This is a genomic window from Algihabitans albus (assembly GCF_003572205.1).
Classification (GTDB): domain Bacteria; phylum Pseudomonadota; class Alphaproteobacteria; order Kiloniellales; family DSM-21159; genus Algihabitans; species Algihabitans albus.
The window spans coordinates 240989-257624 of record NZ_QXNY01000001.1; the positions used below are offsets into that span (position 1 = coordinate 240989).

Consider the following 16636-nt stretch of genomic DNA (forward strand, 5'->3'; position numbering starts at 1 on the left):
TATCGGCGGATCGTCTACTCGGCCGGCGCCTTGGCTTCGCCCGTCACGGCTTTGCGCCAGGAGCGTTCGCTGAGACGCTGCATCACCAGATAGAAGACCGGGGTGAAGAGCAGCGACATCAGCGTTGCGGCGATCATGCCGCCGACGACCGCGTTACCCACGGCCTGTCGGCTCGCCGCGCCGGCACCTGTAGCGAGCAGCAACGGCATGAAGCCGGCGATGGAGGAGATCGCCGTCATCAGGATCGGACGGAACCGCCGACTTGAAGCCTCGGCGGCCGCTTCCAGAATACCACGCCCGCCTACCCGCTCCTGCCGGGCGAACTCGACGATCAGGATGGCGTTCTTACTGGCCAGACCGATCAGCAGGACGATCCCGATCTGGGTGTAGACGTTGTTGTCCGACCCGCCGATCAGGAGAGCGACCACGGTCCCCAGGATCGCCAACGGCACCACCAGAATGACGGCGGCGGGGCTGGTCCAGCTTTCGTACTGGGCCGCAAGCACCAGAAAGACCAGCAAGATCGCAAGTCCGAAGACCGCGATCGCTTCGTTGCCGACTTGCCGTTCCTGATAGGAGACGCCGGTCCATTCGTAGCCCATCGCGACCGGCAGCTTGGCGTCCGCCATCGCCTCCATCAGCAACAGCGCCTGACCGGAGCTGAAACCCGGCGCCGCCTGGCCGGTGATGGAAGCCGCCGGATAGAGATTGTAGCGCAGGATCGTCTGCGGTCCGGTGATGTAGTCGACATCGACCAAGGCACCCATTGGAACCATGTCGCCATTGGCGTTGCGGACCTCGAGCCGCCGGATGTCCTCGGGTGTCAGACGGAAGCGATGGTCGGCCTGGACTTTGACCTGCCAGGTCCGGCCGAAGCGATTGAAGTCGTTCACGTAGGCGGATCCGAGATAGGCCTCCAGCGTTCCGAAGATCTCGTCGAGGGAAACGCCGAGCCTCTTGGCCTGGGTGCGGTTGACCTCCGCGAAGAGCTGAGGCACGGAGGCACGGAAGGTCGTGTTGAGATTGGTCAGGCCTGACTGGGCGTTGCCGTCGACGATCAGCTCCTGCGCCATGGCCCCCAACCCCATCAAACCGCCGCCACCTCGCGCCTGAAGCTGCATTTGAAAACCGCCGGACACGCCGAGACCGCTGATCGCGGGCGGCGGAAAGCCGAAGACCACCGCCTCCTGGATTCCGAACAGCCGGCCTTGCAAGTCGCCCAGGATGGCATCCGCGCTGAGAGTCTGCTCCCTGCGCTCCTCCCAAGGGGTCAGTACGACGAAAACGACTGCGGAGTTGGAAGCGGCCGTACCGTCGATCAGAGAGAAACCGCCGAGCGAAACCCAGGTCTCGACACCGGGCATTCCTTCGACGACTCCGTCTATCTGCCGAAGCACCTGATCTGTGCGACCCAGAGACGCGCCGTCCGGAAGCTGCACGTTGACCATCAGATAGCCCTGATCCTCCTGCGGCAGGAAGCCGGTCGGGATCTGCGTGAACTGCCAGCCGGTGAGCGCCAGCAGGCCGACGAACACCACCATCGCCAGGGCCGCGCGGCGCAGGAGAGATCGCGCGACGCCGGCGTAGCCGGAGCCAGCCACGGCGAAGGCCTTGTCGAAGCCGCGAAAGAAGACGTTCTTGCGCTCCGGCTGGTGCCGTAGCAGCAGGGCGGAGAGGGCCGGGCTCAAGGTCAGAGCGTTCAGGGTGCTAAAGACCGTCGCGGCGGCGATCGTCAAGGCGAATTGCCGGTACATCTCGCCAGTGATCCCCGGCAGAAAGGCCGCCGGAATGAAGACCGCCATCAGGACCAGGCTGGTGGCGACGACCGGGCCGGAGACCTCCGACATCGCCTTGATCGCCGCGTCCCTGGAACTCAGCCCCTTGTCGATATGCGAGGCCGTGGCCTCGACGATCACGATGGAGTCGTCGACCACCACACCGATCGCCAGTACCAGCCCGAACAGCGTGAGCATGTTAAGCGAGAAACCCAAGGCGGCCATCACGGCGAAGGTGCCGATCAGCGCGACGGGGATCGTGACCGCCGGCACCAGCGTCGCCCGCCAGTCCTGCAGGAAGAGAAAGAGGACGAGAAAGACCAGCACGCCGGCCTGAAACAGCGTCATCACGACACCATCGATGGAGGCCTGGACGAACAGGGTCGTGTCGTAGGGAATGGCGTAGTCCACACCCTGGGGAAACAGAGGCGACACCTCCTCCATGGCGGCCCGGACGTCGGTGGCCACCTGCAGCGCATTGGCGCCGGGAAGCTGATAGATCAGGACGCTGGCGGAACTCGAACCTTCCAGAGTCGAGGTCAGGTTATAGTTCTGGCCACCCAGCTCGACCCGAGCGACATCGCGCAAGCGCACGATGCGCCCATCCGCCGAGGTCTTGACGATGATGTCCTCGAACTGCTCCACCTCGCTGAGACGACCGAGCACGTTGACCGACAACTGCAGGCCTTGCGTTTCCGGCGCCGGTGGCTGGCCGATCTGGCCGGCGGCAACCTGGACGTTCTGTTCGCGGACGGCCGCCAGAACCTCCTGAGTGGTGATCTCGCGCGACCTCAACTGCTGAGGGTCGAGCCAGATCCGCATGCTGTAGTCGCTGCTCGGAAAGACCGACACCTCACCCACGCCCTCGACGCGGCTCAGACGGTCGCGCAGCTGCAGGGTGGCAAAGTTGCTGAGGAACAGCTCGTCATAGCGCCCATCCGGCGAGGATAGCGAGACGATCATGACGATATTGGTGGATTGCTTCTTGGTGCTGACGCCCTGCCGAACCACCTCCTCGGGCAAGCCCGGCTCGGCGAGAGCGACCCGATTCTGGACGAGAATCTGCGCGAGATCGAGATCGGTTCCGACCTCGAAACTCACCGTCAGACTGTAGGAGCCGTCGCTGGCACTGGTCGAGGACATGTAGATCATGCCTTCGACGCCGTTGACCTCCTGTTCGATCGGCGCGGCGACCGTCTCCGAAATCACCTCCGCGCTGGCGCCCGGATAGACCGCGCTGACCTGAACGGTCGGCGGCGTGATCTCGGGATACTGCGCGATCGGCAGGCCGAACAGCGTCACCAGGCCCGCGATCACGATGACGATCGAGATGACACTCGAAAAGATCGGCCGCTCGATGAAGAACCGGGAGGACATCTCCGCCGCCGATCAGTCGGTTGCCGCGTCGGGTGCGGCGCCTGGACTGTCTCCGGTAGCCCTCTGGCCATCTCCCCGCCGGCCGGTTTCGCTGGCCGAAGCACCGTTCGCGGAGAGCAGCAGCGACATCATGTCGATCTCCTCCGCCTGAACCGCTATTCCTTCCCGGGCGCGCTGCACGCCGGTAACGATGACTCTGTCGCTCGGGTCGATTCCCCGCTCGATCACCCGTAAGCCCTCGACGAGCTGCCCCAGCGTCACGGTCCGCTTCTCGACGATCCCCTCGTCATTGACGACCAGCAGATACCGTCCGCTCTGATCGAAGCCAACGGCGTTCTCGCTGACCAGTGGCATCGCCGCGCGCTCCGCGATCGGGACGCGCACCCTGGTGAAGAGCCCCGGAAGCAGAGCTGGCTGTTTGCCCGGATTTTCCAAAACGCCGCGAACCTGTAGCGTTCCCGTGTTGGGGTCCACCTGCGACTCGGTGAAATCGGTGACACCGACATGGGGGTAACCCTCCTCTGTCGTCAGCCCGACTTCGATTGGAAAGTTCGCTTGATCTCTGGCCGAGCCGCCTTCTCCGATTTGACTACGGATCCGTTCGATGGCGCGCAGCAGGTCGCGCTCGTTGACCTCGAAGTAGACGTGGATGGGATCGTAGACCGTAATGTCGGTCAGCACCGTGGCTGAGCCCTGCCCGACCAGATTGCCCACGTCGACCAGGTTCCGGCCGACACGGCCCGACATCGGCGCCGTCACCTGCGTGTAACCGAGGTCGATTCGCGCGCTTGTCAGATTGGCCTCGCGGACCAGAACCTCGGCCTCCGCCGAAAGGTAGTTCGCCTCCGCCTCGTCGAGACTGGCTTGGGAGATGTTGCCCCGCTGGATCAGGGTTCGGGCCCGGCCAAGCGTCTTCTCCGCCTCGCTCAACACGGCTTGCGCGCGCGCAAGCTCGGCCTCGGTGGCCTGGACCGAGGCGTCGTATTCCTGAGGATCGATCGTGAAGAGCAGATCGCCCTTCGAGACCTCACTGCCAATCTCGAAATGGACGGCTTGCAGCACGCCCGGAACCCGCGCCGGAATCTCGACTCTTGCGTAGGCTGCCGTCGTACCGCTGAACTCCAGATACTCGGTCACGTCCCGGATCAACGGCTGGGCTACCGTAACGGTCGGTGGTGGTGGAGGTGCGTAGGTGTTCTGCTCCTCGCAGGCTGCCAGAAACAGCAGCGCGCCGAAGGCACCGCCAAGAAGGCTAAGACCTCGAGACTTGCCGCGAAGCCCGGGTTTACGCCGAAGCTCCGGATTGCTGCCAAGCATCGTCACCTTCCAGGGTAAGGCCTGAGCATGGGATAACCCAACGCCGGGGACGTTACCCGAAGGCCCATTCGAATGCGATATTATTCGATCTGAGCCGCCCACCCTGGATTGCCTTGCCGCCCTTCGTCGAAACGCTGACCGGGCAAGGATTCTAGCTGTCCGGATGCGTCACGTCGGAAGCACAATTCCTGGAAGAAAAACAGACCGACCGGCATGGCCAGAGAGCGACCGGAATGTCATGGCATTGACGCTGAATTTAATTTGTGTACAGATTATTATTCTGACATTGCCCCATCGGTGTCGGGCCTGTCTCCAGTAAAGAGAGCGGGGAATGGTGTCTCGAGTGAAGATCGCATGTCACCGTCCGGTTTTCGCTTATCCGCCATGGTTGCTGGGCGCGCTTAAACAGCCGGCAAATCGAAAATCATGCGCCGGCATTCGTGCAGTCTCTCGGTTCGCCCAAACGGGAGCTCTTCGAGCCGCCTATCCAACCTGTACCCGACAGACTGACCGGACCCGGAACCGCGCATCCGCGGCGCGGCCGTGGGGACCGGCTGCCGTGTGACTCCCGCTCACAACAGTGAAAGCATCAAGGGTCGAGGATGACATTCAAGTTTCCAAGCGCCTACACGATTCTCTTCGGTCTGATCGTGGCGGTTGCCGTCGCCACCTGGTTCGTTCCGGCGGGTCAGTACACACGCGAGCTGAACGAGGAGCTGGGGAGAGAGGTTCCGGTTCCCGGCACCTACCAGCAGGTCGAGCCCAATCCGCAAGGTTTCTTCGACGTCGCGATGGCGCCGATCGCCGGTTTCTTCGATCCGGTCAGCTACGAAGCCCGCGCCATCGACGTTGCGCTCTTCGTCCTGATCATCGGCGGTTTCCTGGGCGTCGTGACCAAAACCGGGGCGATCGATGCCGGCATCGATCGTGCCATGCATGCGCTCAAAGGGCGTGAGAAGTGGATGATCCCGATCCTGATGGCGCTTTTCGCCGCGGGCGGCACCATCTACGGAATGGCCGAGGAGACGCTGGCCTTCTACGCCCTGATCATCCCGGTCATGATCGCGGCGCGCTACGACGCGGTCACAGGTGTAGCCATCATCATGCTCGGCGCCGGTGTCGGCACCCTGGGTTCGACGATCAACCCCTTCGCGACGGTCATCGCCTCCGATGCCGCGGAAGTGCCCTTCACAGACGGCATCGTCCTGCGCTTTGCCATCCTGTTCCTCTGCTGGCTGGCCTGCGTCATCTACGTGATGCGCTATGCCGAACGCGTGCGCGCGAACCCGGATCATTCCATCGTCGCCGACCGCCGCGCGTCGAACGAGGCGCACTTTCTGAAGGGCCGTACCCTGTCGGAAGGCGCCGAAAGAATCGACTTCACGGCGACCCGCAAGCTCGTGCTCGCGGTCTTCGCCGCCAGCTTCGGTGTCATGATCTGGGGCGTGTCGGCCGGCGGCTGGTGGATGGCTGAGATGTCGGCCCTCTTCCTGGTCGCCGCCATCCTCGTCGGCGTGATCGCGCGCATCGGCGAGGAGGATTTCACCAATACCTTCGTCGATGGCGCGCGCGACCTTCTCGGCGTCGTGCTCGTGATCGGCATCGCGCGCGGAATCGTCGTGGTGATGGATGCCGGCAACATCACCGACACCATCCTCTTCTGGTCGGAGAACGCCGTCAGCGGTCTGTCGGAAATCGGTTTCATCAACACCATGTTCGGGCTGCAGGCCGTTCTGTCCTTCCTGGTTCCCTCCTCCTCCGGCCTGGCCGTACTCACCATGCCGATCATGGCGCCGCTCGGCGACTTCGCCGGTGTTCCGCGCGATCTGGTCGTCACCGCCTATCAATCCGCAAGCGGTCTTGTGAATCTGATCAACCCGACCTTCGCCGTGGTGATGGGCGGCCTAGCGCTCGGCCGGGTTCCCTACGAGCGCTGGCTGCGCTTCATGTGGCCACTGCTGCTGATCCTGACCGCGATCATCATGGCGGCGATCAGTCTCGGCACGCTGATCGGCTAGGCGAAGCCGGTTCGGAGACCCGTTTTTCACGCCGGGTCTGTCCACCCGGCACAAGACCTGCAACCAGAGCCGCAGCGAAAGCGCTGCAGCTTCTCCCGGAGACCCGAAATGACCGCCTATGGTGTGCATTCCGAAGTCGGCAAGCTGCGCAAGGTGATCGTTCACCGACCGGGGCTGGCCATCGCCCGCCTGACCCCGTCGAACTGCGAAGAACTGCTGTTCGACGACGTGCTTTGGGTGAAGCGGGCGCGCCAGGAGCATCTGGCTTTCGTCGACGAAATGCGCGCGCGCGGCATCGAGGTCTATCACGTCCGCGACCTGCTGGAGGAGACGCTGCGCGACCCGGTTGCGCGCAAGTGGCTTCTGGATCTGCGCATCACGGAGAACATCGTCGGTGTCGGCATGGCGCAGGACCTCCATGCCTGCCTGACGGAAATGGAGGCCTACCAGCTTTCGGTCCATCTCATCGGCGGGATCAGCCGCGCCGAACTGCCCTTCGAACCCAAGGGGATGCTGGGGCGCCTGCTCGAACCTCAGGACTTTGTCCTCGCGCCGCTGCCCAACCAGCTCTTCACGCGCGATCCCTCGGCCTGGATCTACGGCGGCGTGACGCTGCATCCCATGTTCTGGCCAGCCCGCCGTCAGGAGACGCTGAACATGGCGGCCATCTACAAGTTCCACCCGATGTTCAAGGACGACGACTTCGCCTTCTGGTGGGGCGACGACGTGGAGACCGATCACGGTCACGCCCACGTCGAAGGCGGCGACATCCAGCCCTTGGGCAAGGGCGTCGTGCTGATCGGCATGGGCGAACGCACGACCCCGCAGGCCGTCGGGCAGATCGCCCGCAGGCTCTTCGCCAAAGGGGCTGCCGAGCATGTCATCGCCGCGGCCATGCCGAAGGATCGGGCGGCCATGCATCTGGACACGGTCTTCACCTTCTGCGACCGCGACCTGGTGAACCTCTATCCGGACGTCGTGCAGGCGATCCGGCCCTTTTCTCTGCGCCCCGGGTCCGCCGAAGGCGATCTCTCGGTGGTCGAGGAGAAAAGGGACTTCCCCACCGTCGTGGCCAAGGCGCTCGGGCTCAAGTCGCTGCGCAAGGTGCATACCGGCGGCGATGCCTACGAGGCCGAGCGTGAGCAGTGGGACGACGGCAACAACGTGGTCGCCCTCGAGCCCGGCGTCGTCATGGCTTACGAGCGCAACACCTACACCAACACCCTGCTGCGCAAAGCGGGGGTGGAGGTCGTCACGATCGCCGGCAACGAGTTGGGCCGCGGCCGTGGCGGCGGTCACTGCATGACCTGTCCGATCCTGCGCGACGCGGTCGATTACTGACGCCACCCAACGGTGCATTCACGGCGATAGAGGAGAGGGATTCGATGGCCTTCAATCTGAAGGGACGCAGCTTCCTCAAGGTTATCGACTTCAGTCAGCGGGAAATGCGCTTCCTGCTGGACCTCTCGCGCGACCTGAAGCGGGCCAAGTACACCGGTACCGAACAACAGCACCTCAAGGGCAAGAACATCTGCCTGATCTTCGAAAAGAGCTCGACCCGAACCATGTGCGCCTTCGAGGTTGCCGCCATGGATCAGGGTGCCGGCGTCACCTACCTCGGCCCTTCCGGCTCGCAGATCGGCTATAAGGAATCGATGAAGGATACGGCGCGCGTGCTGGGCCGCATGTACGACGCCATCGAGTATCGAGGCTTCGCGCAGGAGACCGTGGAAGAGCTCTCGGCCTACGCCGGCGTGCCGGTCTTCAACGGTCTGACCGACGAGTTCCATCCGACGCAGATGCTGGCCGACCTGCTGACCATGCGCGAGCACAGCGACAAGCCGCTGCACGACATCTCCTACGCTTTCGTCGGCGACGCGCGCAGCAATATGGGGCACTCCCTGATGATCGCCGGCTGTCTGATGGGAATGGACGTCCGCATTGCCGCACCCAAGGCGAACTGGCCGAGCGACGAATTTCTGAAACCGGCGCGAAAGCTGGCGGAGACCTATGCCGCGCGCCTGATGCTGACCGAAGATCCTCAGGAGGCGGTCAAGGGCTGCGACTTCATCCACACCGATGTCTGGGTCTCCATGGGCGAGCCGAACGAAGTCTGGCAGGAGCGGATCAAGCTGCTCACGCCCTACCGGGTCGACAGTGCGCTAATGGCGGCGACCGGCGTCGCCTCGACCAAGTTCATGCACTGCCTGCCGGCCTTCCACAATCGTGAGACCAAGGTCGGCGAGGAGATGTTCCAGAAGTTCGGCGTGACCGAGATGGAGGTAACCGAGCAGGTCTTCGAGTCGCCCGCCGGCGTTCAGTTCGAGCAGGCGGAGAACCGCATGCACACCATCAAGGCGATCCTCGTCGCCACCATCGGGAGCTGAAGCATGCGCATTGTCGTCGCCCTCGGCGGCAACGCCCTGCTGCGCCGCGGTGAAGCGCTGACGGCGGAGAACCAGCGCGCGAACGTCCGAACCGCGGCGGAAGCGCTGGCTCCGATTGCCCGGGACCACCAGCTTGTGGTCTCCCACGGAAATGGACCGCAGGTCGGCCTTCTGGCCTTGCAGGGCGCCGCCTACAAACCCGAAGAGACTTACCCGCTGGATGTCCTCGGTGCCGAGACCGAAGGCATGATCGGCTACATGATCGAACAGGAGATGGGGAACCTCCTGCCCGTCGAGACGCCCTTTGCCACGATCCTGACCATGATCGAGGTCGACCCGGCGGACCCGGCCTTCGAGGATCCGACGAAGTTCATCGGCCCGGTCTACGAGGAGACCGAGGCCCGCCGCCTGGCGGCCGAGAAGAGCTGGTCGATCAAGCCGGACGGGGACAAGTGGCGGCGCGTCGTGCCCTCGCCACTGCCCAAGCGGATCTTCGAGATCCGCCCGATCACCTGGCTGTTGGAGCGCGACACCGTCGTGATTTGCGCCGGCGGTGGCGGCATTCCCACGATCTACGGCGCGGACCGCAAGCTGCAGGGCGTCGAAGCCGTGATCGACAAGGATTTCGCCAGCGAACTGCTGGCCCGCGACCTGGAGGCTGATCTCTTCGTCATGGCGACCGATGCGGACGCCGTCTACCTCGACTGGGGCAGCCCCGAAGCCAAGGCGTTCAAGCGGGCAGCGCCCGAAGCGCTTCGTCGCTACGACTTTCCTGCGGGATCCATGGGACCGAAGGTGGAGGCGGCCTGCCAATTCACGGAACGAACCGGCAGGACGGCGGCGATCGGTGCGTTGGCCGACCTGCCGGACATCATAGCCGGCGTAGCGGGAACGACGGTCGCTGCGGAGACGAAGGAGACCGTCTGGCACGGGCAGTAAGACGCGCGGAGGCGCGTGAAGTGATCAGCCGACGGACCGAGCGAAAGGGGCTTTCGATCATCCGACGCTGTCTCACCTGACAGAAAAGAGGAGACGGAGACGATGACCAGGAGACTCTCGGCGCGGACGACCGCGCTTTGCGGCGCGCTCACGCTCGCCTGTCTGCTTCAGACCGGACCGGCCGGCGCCCAGACGGCGACGGACGAGCGGGTGGATGCCTTGGAACGCCAACTCGACCAGGTCCTGCAGCAATTGCAGACACTCCAGCGAGCGCTAGAGGACACGCGGGCCGAGGCACAAAAAGCCCAGGATACGGCCCAAACGGCTCGGGAGCAGGCCGAGGATGTCAAGCAGGTGCAGGACACGGCAGACGCAAGGCGTGCCGACGGTGAGCCGCTCGTCACCTCCGGCGAGCCGCGTGTGAAACTCAGCATCTCCGGCCAGGTCAATCGCGCCGTCAACCTGGTCAACGACGGCGACGGCAGCGATGCCTTTTTCGTCGACAACGACACCTCCAACTCCCGCATCCGTTTCGAAGGCACCGGCGACCTGGGCGAAGGCACGACCCTGGGCACCAGGATCGAGCTGGCCATCTCGCCCAACAACTCCTTCGACGTCAGCCAGGACAACGAGGAGTCCAACGACTTCTTCGACCAGCGCAAGGTCGAGATCTTCGCGCGCAACGACAGCTACGGCCAACTGTCCTTCGGCAAGGGCAACATGGCCTCCGAGGACACCGCCGAGTACGACCTCTCGCTGGTGGCCGGCCCGATCATGTACTCCGGCGTGTCCGACATCGTCGGTGGCCTGCAATTCACCGACGGCAGCGATCTGACGGGCATCACTCTCGGCGATGCCTTCTTCAACTTCGACGGGAACGGGCGGCGCGACCGCGTGCTTTACGATTCGCCGGTGTTCGGCACCGGCCTGCAGGTCTCCGGCGCCGCGGGGGCCGGCGACCGTTACGATCTGGCGGTGACCTGGGGCGGCGACTACGGCGACTGGAGCGGTGTCGAGATCGGCGATTTCCTGACCCTCGCCGCCCTCGCCGTTTCGGATCCAAACATCGACGACGTCGACTATCGACTCAGCGGATCGGGCTCCATCCTGCACCTGCCGACCGGCCTCAGTCTAACCCTCTCGGGAGGCATGGATCAAACCGACGGCGGCGACAATCCCTACAATCTCTACGGCAAACTGGGATGGGACACCGAGTTCTTCGATTTCGGCCAAACCGGGTTCGGTCTCGACTTCACTCATGGCGAAAACGTCTGCGGCCAGTGCGACGACGGCCGGTCCGTCGGTCTCGCCGCCGTACAGCTTGTCGAGGACTGGGGGTTGGAGTTCTACTCGCAATACCGCTGGTTCACCTTGGACACGGACTCAGGAGCGCCGGAGACCGAGGACCTCCATGTCTTCACCTTCGGCAGCCGGGCGAAGTTCTGATGGACAGATCCCCCTTTGTCCTGACGGCGCTGCTAACCTGCCTCGCGAGCGCGGGCTGCGGCGGCATCGAGATGACGCCCGGCGATCAGGTCCGGAACGCGCGGGAGATTCCTCCAGGGCCGGGCCTTCTAAGCGGCCGCGACGGCGAGTTCGTGATCTTTCGGGTCGATCCGGGGGAGGAGCCTCGAGAGCAAGCGCCGCGAGAACCGCAGCCGGAGGACACCGCACCCCGGTGAAGCCACCGAAGTCCGATGGTTGGGCCTCCGGCGGCCTGGGATCCAATCGACGCTCACCCCCCGGCGAAGATCTGCGACAAACGTTACTGTAACGGTTTGAGCACTGGTACTCTTCAACCGTCTAGAGTACAGCGCCCAGGGAGGGCGATGCGAAAACGCAGCCGCGCACCGTGCAGCTGGAAAGGAGGCCATGGTTCTCAATCTGGTTCGTTACTCCCGGATCCTCGAGATCGTTGGGGATATCCTGAAAGTCAGGGTGCCCGAAGCCGGCGACGGTAAAGGGGCGACGGTCCGCTTCGGCGATCTGGCGGTGCTGGAGCAGGACGAGGGGCATCGGTCCCTGGCCCAGGTTATCCATATCGACCGGGAGGTCGTCTCGCTGCAGATCTTCACCGGAACGAAGGGCATTTCGACGGACTCCTCCGTGACGTTCCTGGGTCATCCGATGCAGGTGACCTACTCGCCCAACATCCTCGGCCGTGTGTTCGACGGAACGGGCGCACCGATCGACGGCGGGCCGGACCTCGCGATGGATGCCAAGGTCGAGATCGGCGGCCCCTCGGTGAATCCCTGCGAGCGCATCGTGCCGAAGCGGATGATCCGCACGGACGTCCCCATGATCGACGTCTTCAACACCTTGGTCGAAAGCCAGAAGATTCCGATCTTCTCGGTCTCCGGAGAGCCCTTCAATCCCTTCCTGGCGCGGATCGGAATCCAGGCGGATGCCGACATCGTGGTCTTCGGCGGGCTGGGCCTGATCTTCGACGACTACTACACCTTCCGGAAGGCCTTCGAGGATGCCGGCGTCTTTTCGCGCACGGTCATGTTCATCAACCAGGCCTCGGATCCCATCGTCGAACGGCTGCTGATACCGGATATGGCGCTGGCGGTCGCCGAGCGTTTCGCGGTGGAGGAGGGCAAGCGCGTTCTGGTGCTGCTGACCGACATGACGGCCTATGCCGACGCCCTGAAGGAAGTCGGCATCTCCATGGAGCGGGTGCCCTCCAACCGCGGCTACATGGGGGACCTCTACTCGCAGCTTGCGCGCCGCTACGAGAAAGCCTGCGACTACGCCAAGGGCGGATCGGTCACCATCCTGACCGTCACCACGATGCCCGGCGGCGACGTTACCCACCCCGTGCCGGATAACACGGGCTACATCACCGAGGGGCAATTCTATCTCCACGACGGCGTGCTCGATCCCTTCGGGTCGCTCTCGCGGCTGAAGCAGAACGTCATCGGCAAGGTGACGCGCGAGGATCACGGGCAGATCATGAACACCATGATCCGCTTCTACTCCGGCGCCCGCGACGCGCAGCAGAAACAGGCCATGGCCTTCGACCTGTCGGACTTCGACCACAAGCTCCTGAAGTTCGGCGATCTCTTCCGCGAGCGCTTCATGGACATCGAGGTCTCGCTGCCGCTCGAAGCGGCCCTGGATCTGTGCTGGGCGACTCTCGCCGCCTGCTTCCGGCCGGAAGAGCTGCTGATGAAGCAGGAGCTGATCGAGAAGTACTTCCCGAAGGACCGGCCGCCGGAGGTGGAGCCCCCGACAACGTCGGCCGGTGAGGCGGAGCTAGCGGAGCTGGAGCGCCATGGCGAGACTGCAGCTCAATAAGTCCTCTCTGGCGCGCGAGGCGCGGAGCCTGCGGACCTACGAACGCTTTCTGCCGTCGCTCGACCTCAAGCGTCAGCAACTGATGGCGGAGCGGGCCAAAGCCGCCAAAACCCTGGCCGAAACAGGTGGTGAGATCGCCCGCTTCGGGCAGGAGGTCGGACAGCGGCTGCCGATGCTGGCCAACCTGAACGTGGATCTGACCGGGTTGGCGACGGTCACGGACGTCGTTGTCGAGATGGAGAACCTGGTCGGGACGCGTCTGCCGCGGTTGGAGCGGATCGAAGTAAGGATCAGACCCTACGCGCTGCTGTCCAAGCCCCATTGGGTCGATACCGCCGCCGTCCTGTTGCGCGACATGCTGGAACTGCGCATCCGCCTGCAGGTGGAGCAGCGTCGCGTAGCTTTGCTGGACGAGGCGGTGAAGACCATCACGCAGCGCGTCAATCTCTTCGATAAGGTTCTAATCCCCAGGACCAAGGCGAACATCAAGCGGATCCGCGTCTACCTTTCGGACGAGCAGATGGCGGCCGTCGTTCGCTCCAAAATTTCCAAGCGCAAGCATGCGGCGGCGGGCGTTCCATGAGCATCGCTCGCCTGAAGAAAGTCAGCCTCTGCGGCCTGCTGAAGGAAAAGCAGGCGGTGCTCGAGGCTCTGCAAAGCCTGGGCTGTATGCACCTGCTTCCCTTGCGCCCCCCGCCGCCGGAGGTCGAAAACATCGCCTCGCCGCGGGCCGAGGGCGCCTACAAGGCCTTGCGCTTTCTTAGCGATGTGCCGGTGAAGCGCCGGCAGATCGTCCGCGATCCGGGCTTCGACGTCGACCGGCTGGTCGGCGAGGCGCTCGACCTGCAGCAGCAGCTTCGCAACGCGACCGACCGCCGCGACTTCCTGGTTCATCGGATCGCCGCGGTCGAGCCCTGGGGCGACCTGATCTTTCCTCCGCACGAAGCGTTGTCGGGCTACAGACTGTGGTTCTACATTCTGCCGCTCGGCGACCTCGGGGCGCTCGAGTCCGTCGAACTGCCCTGGCAGATCCTGCGCAAGGATCACCGCGTCGCCTATGTCGTTCTGATTTCGCCGGACGAGCCCGAGAGCAATCTGCTCCCGGTCCCCCGTACCCATACCGGCGCACTGCCGCTGGCCGAGCTGCGCGCTCAACTCGAAGACGTCGAGGTCGCCGTCGAAGACCTGGTCGCGCGGCGCCAGGCGCTCACCCGCTACATCTATCTTCTGAGCGTCAATCTCGCCGAGGCGGAGAACCGGGCGTCCCTCACCCATGCCGAACAGCAAACCCGCGACGACGACGCGGTGGTGGCGGTCCAGGGCTGGGTACCGGTCGATGCCGTTGCCGCCGTCGAGGCCTATGCCAAGGACGCGAAACTCGCCTGCCTGATCGAGGAACCAGGCCCGAAGGACGCTCCCCCGACCCTGATCGAACAGCCCGAAGACCTGAGTGCCGGAGTCGACCTGACGCTCTTCTACCAGGTGCCGAACTACCGCGCCTGGGACCCCACGCTGCTGCTCGTCGGGTCTTTCTCCCTGTTTTTCGCGATGATCCTGGCGGATGCGGGCTACGGACTACTGCTGCTCGCGGGCCTCGCTGCTTTTTGGGGACGGCTGTCCCGCAGCCCCAAGGGCCGCGCCTATCGGCGCCTCGGCCTGTCTCTCTTCGGCTGTACGGTCGTCTACGGCGTTCTGGTCGGCAGTTACTTCGGCCTCTCGCCGCCAGCCGGTTCGCTTCCGGAGCGCCTGCACATTCTGAGCGTGGACGACTTCGAAACCATGATGAGGTTGTCCATCGTCATCGGGGTTCTGCATATCGTTCTGGCCAACGCGATCATGGCTTATGTCTTGAGGACGCGCCTCGTGGCTTTGTCGAAACTGGGCTGGATTGCCGGACTCTGCGGCGGTCTTCTGCTCTGGCTGGCGGAACCTGGCAGCATCTGGGAAACCGTCAGTCATACGCTTCTTGCCGGCGGCCTCTTCGCCGTCTTCCTGTTCTCCAGCGAACGCCCCGCCAGAACGGCGAAGGATCATCTGGGCCGCCTGCTCGACGGACTGAAGGGGTTGACGGGTGTGATGGGGGCCTTCGGCGACGTACTGAGTTACATGCGGCTCTTCGCGCTCGGTCTTGCGAGCGCTTCCCTGGCCGTGACCTTCAACGACCTCGCGCGCGGAGTTCATGAGGCCCTACCCGGTGTCGGGCTGCTCCTCGCCATTTTGCTGCTCCTCGTCGGCCACACGCTCAATCTCGGCCTGTCGCTCATGAGCGGCGTGGTGCATGGGCTGCGGCTCAACTTCATCGAGTTCTACAAGTGGGGCCTGCCGGAAGAAGGCGAGTCCTTCCGAAAATTCGCCCGAAAGGAGGTGAAGCCGTGAATGAGTTCGTGCTCGCGCTTGGCTGGTCCGGCATCTATGCACCAATGGCGATTGGCGCCATCGGCAGCGCGATCGGCTGTGGTATCGCCGGGCAAGCGGGGATCGGCGCGATGCTGGAGACCGAGAGCGGCTACGGCCGCTACATCGGCATCTCCGCCTTTCCCTCGACCTTCGTGATCTACGGGATCGTCGTGATGTTCACTCTGGACCGCACGGTCACGCCCGAGAATGCGGGTGGACTGTTCGGTATCGGCGTTTTCGCGGCGGCAGCCTTCCTCTACTGCGGCATCTGGCAGGGCCGCGCCTGCGCTTCGGCCATCAATGCAGCGAAGGAGAAACCGGAGATCTTCGGCCTCTCGCTTGCCCCGGCCGCGATCATCGAAGGCTTTGCCGTCTTCGCCTTCGTTTTCGCGCTGGTCATCAGCGCCGGCATTCCGGGGGCTGGCCAATGACCCGCCGCGACATCGGCGAAACCGAGTCCTCCAGCGGGGTCGACGCTCTGATCGCACGGCTGCGCGAAGAAGGCGTGTCCGCCGGCCGCAACCGAGCGGCGGAGATCGTCTCTGAGGCGCAGCGCCAGGCGAAGCAGATTCTCGACAAGGCGCACGCCGAAGCACGAGACCGTCTGGAAACGGCGCGTCGGGAGGCCGACGCCTATCGCGCGGCCGGAGAAGAGGCGTTGAAGACGGCGATCCGCGACACGATTCTCAGTATGAAGGCCGACCTGATGGAGCGCTTCAGCAGCGATGTGAGGCGCTTGACGTCGCAGCAGCTTGCGGAGCCGGAGATTCTGCGGAAGATGATTCTGGAAATCGCCGGTCGCGTGCGGGACGAAGCCGGAGTCGCCGACCGGGACGAGCTGGAGGTTGTCCTCCCGGACGCGGCCATAGGCCTGGAGGAGCTGCGCAACAATCCGGAGGAACTCGGCAAGGGCCGCCTGACGAAACTCGTTCTCGGCCTGACCGGCGAGATGCTGCGCGACGGCGTGACCTTTTCGGCCTCGGAGGAGTCCGCCGCCGGCATCCAGGTCAAGGTAGAGGGCAAGGACGTGACCCTCGACCTGACCGACGAAGCCGTCGCGGATCTGTTGCTGCAGCATCTTCAGCCACGGTTCCGCGCCGTCCTCGAAGGCATCGTGAAATAGTCA

The 16636-nt window shown here is 64.2% G+C and carries 13 protein-coding genes; 11 read left to right on the top strand and 2 right to left on the bottom strand.

The features are described 5' to 3' along the window. Positions 1 to 14: 14 nt before the first annotated feature. The gene (locus DBZ32_RS01150; RefSeq protein WP_119165285.1) at positions 15 to 3152 is read right to left on the bottom strand and encodes an efflux RND transporter permease subunit; all 3138 of its coding nucleotides are present in this window, start codon (positions 3150 to 3152) and stop codon (positions 15 to 17) included. 12 nt (positions 3153 to 3164) lie between these two features. Continuing rightward, positions 3165 to 4469 (bottom strand): efflux RND transporter periplasmic adaptor subunit, encoded by a 1305-nt coding sequence (locus tag DBZ32_RS01155; RefSeq protein ID WP_119165286.1) that lies wholly within the window; start codon positions 4467 to 4469, stop codon positions 3165 to 3167. A 602-nt stretch (positions 4470 to 5071) separates the two neighbouring features. Between DBZ32_RS01155 and DBZ32_RS01160 the strand changes: the two genes are divergently transcribed. The 11 genes from DBZ32_RS01160 (at position 5072) to DBZ32_RS01210 (ending at position 16633) form a co-directional block, all read left to right on the top strand. Further along, positions 5072 to 6487, top strand: coding sequence for a YfcC family protein (locus tag DBZ32_RS01160; protein ID WP_119165287.1), 1416 nt, complete (start codon positions 5072 to 5074; stop codon positions 6485 to 6487). Between the two features lie 108 nt (positions 6488 to 6595). Continuing rightward, positions 6596 to 7828: an arginine deiminase gene (arcA, locus tag DBZ32_RS01165; RefSeq protein ID WP_119165288.1), complete on the top strand. Its 1233-nt coding sequence runs from the start codon at positions 6596 to 6598 to the stop codon at positions 7826 to 7828. A 44-nt stretch (positions 7829 to 7872) separates the two neighbouring features. Further along, positions 7873 to 8874 (top strand): ornithine carbamoyltransferase, encoded by a 1002-nt coding sequence (gene argF, locus DBZ32_RS01170; RefSeq protein WP_119165289.1) that lies wholly within the window; start codon positions 7873 to 7875, stop codon positions 8872 to 8874. Positions 8875 to 8877: 3 nt separating this feature from the next. Further along, complete coding sequence (gene arcC, locus DBZ32_RS01175) at positions 8878 to 9813, top strand: carbamate kinase (RefSeq protein ID WP_119165290.1); 936 nt, start codon at positions 8878 to 8880, stop codon at positions 9811 to 9813. 102 nt (positions 9814 to 9915) lie between these two features. Then, the gene (locus DBZ32_RS01180) at positions 9916 to 11259 is read left to right on the top strand and encodes a porin (RefSeq protein ID WP_119165291.1); all 1344 of its coding nucleotides are present in this window, start codon (positions 9916 to 9918) and stop codon (positions 11257 to 11259) included. Then, positions 11259 to 11495, top strand: coding sequence for a hypothetical protein (locus DBZ32_RS01185; RefSeq protein ID WP_119165292.1), 237 nt, complete (start codon positions 11259 to 11261; stop codon positions 11493 to 11495). The genes DBZ32_RS01180 and DBZ32_RS01185 overlap by 1 nt, the downstream gene beginning before the upstream one ends. Positions 11496 to 11685: 190 nt before the next feature. Next, positions 11686 to 13113 carry a V-type ATP synthase subunit B gene (locus DBZ32_RS01190; RefSeq protein WP_119165293.1) on the top strand — a complete coding sequence of 476 codons (1428 nt, stop codon included), beginning with the start codon at positions 11686 to 11688 and terminating at the stop codon, positions 13111 to 13113. Continuing rightward, a complete protein-coding gene (locus DBZ32_RS01195; RefSeq protein ID WP_119165294.1) occupies positions 13091 to 13696 on the top strand; it encodes a V-type ATP synthase subunit D in 606 nt (201 codons plus the stop codon). Before DBZ32_RS01190 ends, DBZ32_RS01195 begins: the two co-directional genes overlap by 23 nt. Next, positions 13693 to 15489 carry a V-type ATP synthase subunit I gene (locus tag DBZ32_RS01200; protein WP_119165295.1) on the top strand — a complete coding sequence of 599 codons (1797 nt, stop codon included), beginning with the start codon at positions 13693 to 13695 and terminating at the stop codon, positions 15487 to 15489. The genes DBZ32_RS01195 and DBZ32_RS01200 overlap by 4 nt, the downstream gene beginning before the upstream one ends. Next, positions 15486 to 15941, top strand: coding sequence for an ATP synthase subunit C (locus DBZ32_RS01205; RefSeq protein ID WP_119165296.1), 456 nt, complete (start codon positions 15486 to 15488; stop codon positions 15939 to 15941). The genes DBZ32_RS01200 and DBZ32_RS01205 overlap by 4 nt, the downstream gene beginning before the upstream one ends. Then, entirely contained in the window at positions 15938 to 16633 is a 696-nt protein-coding gene (locus tag DBZ32_RS01210; protein WP_119165297.1) for a hypothetical protein, read from the top strand. The genes DBZ32_RS01205 and DBZ32_RS01210 overlap by 4 nt, the downstream gene beginning before the upstream one ends. The last annotated feature ends 3 nt before the right edge of the window (positions 16634 to 16636 follow it).

Bases quoted from the DNA above. Each gene is read 5' to 3' on its own strand.
- DBZ32_RS01195 (WP_119165294.1), top strand. From the start codon at position 13,091: ATGGCGAGACTGCAGCTCAATAAGTCCTCTCTGGCGCGCGAGGCGCGG.
- DBZ32_RS01190 (WP_119165293.1), top strand. From the start codon at position 11,686: ATGGTTCTCAATCTGGTTCGTTACTCCCGGATCCTCGAGATCGTTGGG.
- argF (WP_119165289.1), top strand. From the start codon at position 7,873: ATGGCCTTCAATCTGAAGGGACGCAGCTTCCTCAAGGTTATCGACTTC.
- arcA (WP_119165288.1), top strand. From the start codon at position 6,596: ATGACCGCCTATGGTGTGCATTCCGAAGTCGGCAAGCTGCGCAAGGTG.
- arcC (WP_119165290.1), top strand. From the start codon at position 8,878: ATGCGCATTGTCGTCGCCCTCGGCGGCAACGCCCTGCTGCGCCGCGGT.
- DBZ32_RS01210 (WP_119165297.1), top strand. From the start codon at position 15,938: ATGACCCGCCGCGACATCGGCGAAACCGAGTCCTCCAGCGGGGTCGAC.
- DBZ32_RS01155 (WP_119165286.1), bottom strand. From the start codon at position 4,469: ATGCTTGGCAGCAATCCGGAGCTTCGGCGTAAACCCGGGCTTCGCGGC.
- DBZ32_RS01180 (WP_119165291.1), top strand. From the start codon at position 9,916: ATGACCAGGAGACTCTCGGCGCGGACGACCGCGCTTTGCGGCGCGCTC.
- DBZ32_RS01200 (WP_119165295.1), top strand. From the start codon at position 13,693: ATGAGCATCGCTCGCCTGAAGAAAGTCAGCCTCTGCGGCCTGCTGAAG.
- DBZ32_RS01150 (WP_119165285.1), bottom strand. From the start codon at position 3,152: ATGTCCTCCCGGTTCTTCATCGAGCGGCCGATCTTTTCGAGTGTCATC.
- DBZ32_RS01185 (WP_119165292.1), top strand. From the start codon at position 11,259: ATGGACAGATCCCCCTTTGTCCTGACGGCGCTGCTAACCTGCCTCGCG.
- DBZ32_RS01160 (WP_119165287.1), top strand. From the start codon at position 5,072: ATGACATTCAAGTTTCCAAGCGCCTACACGATTCTCTTCGGTCTGATC.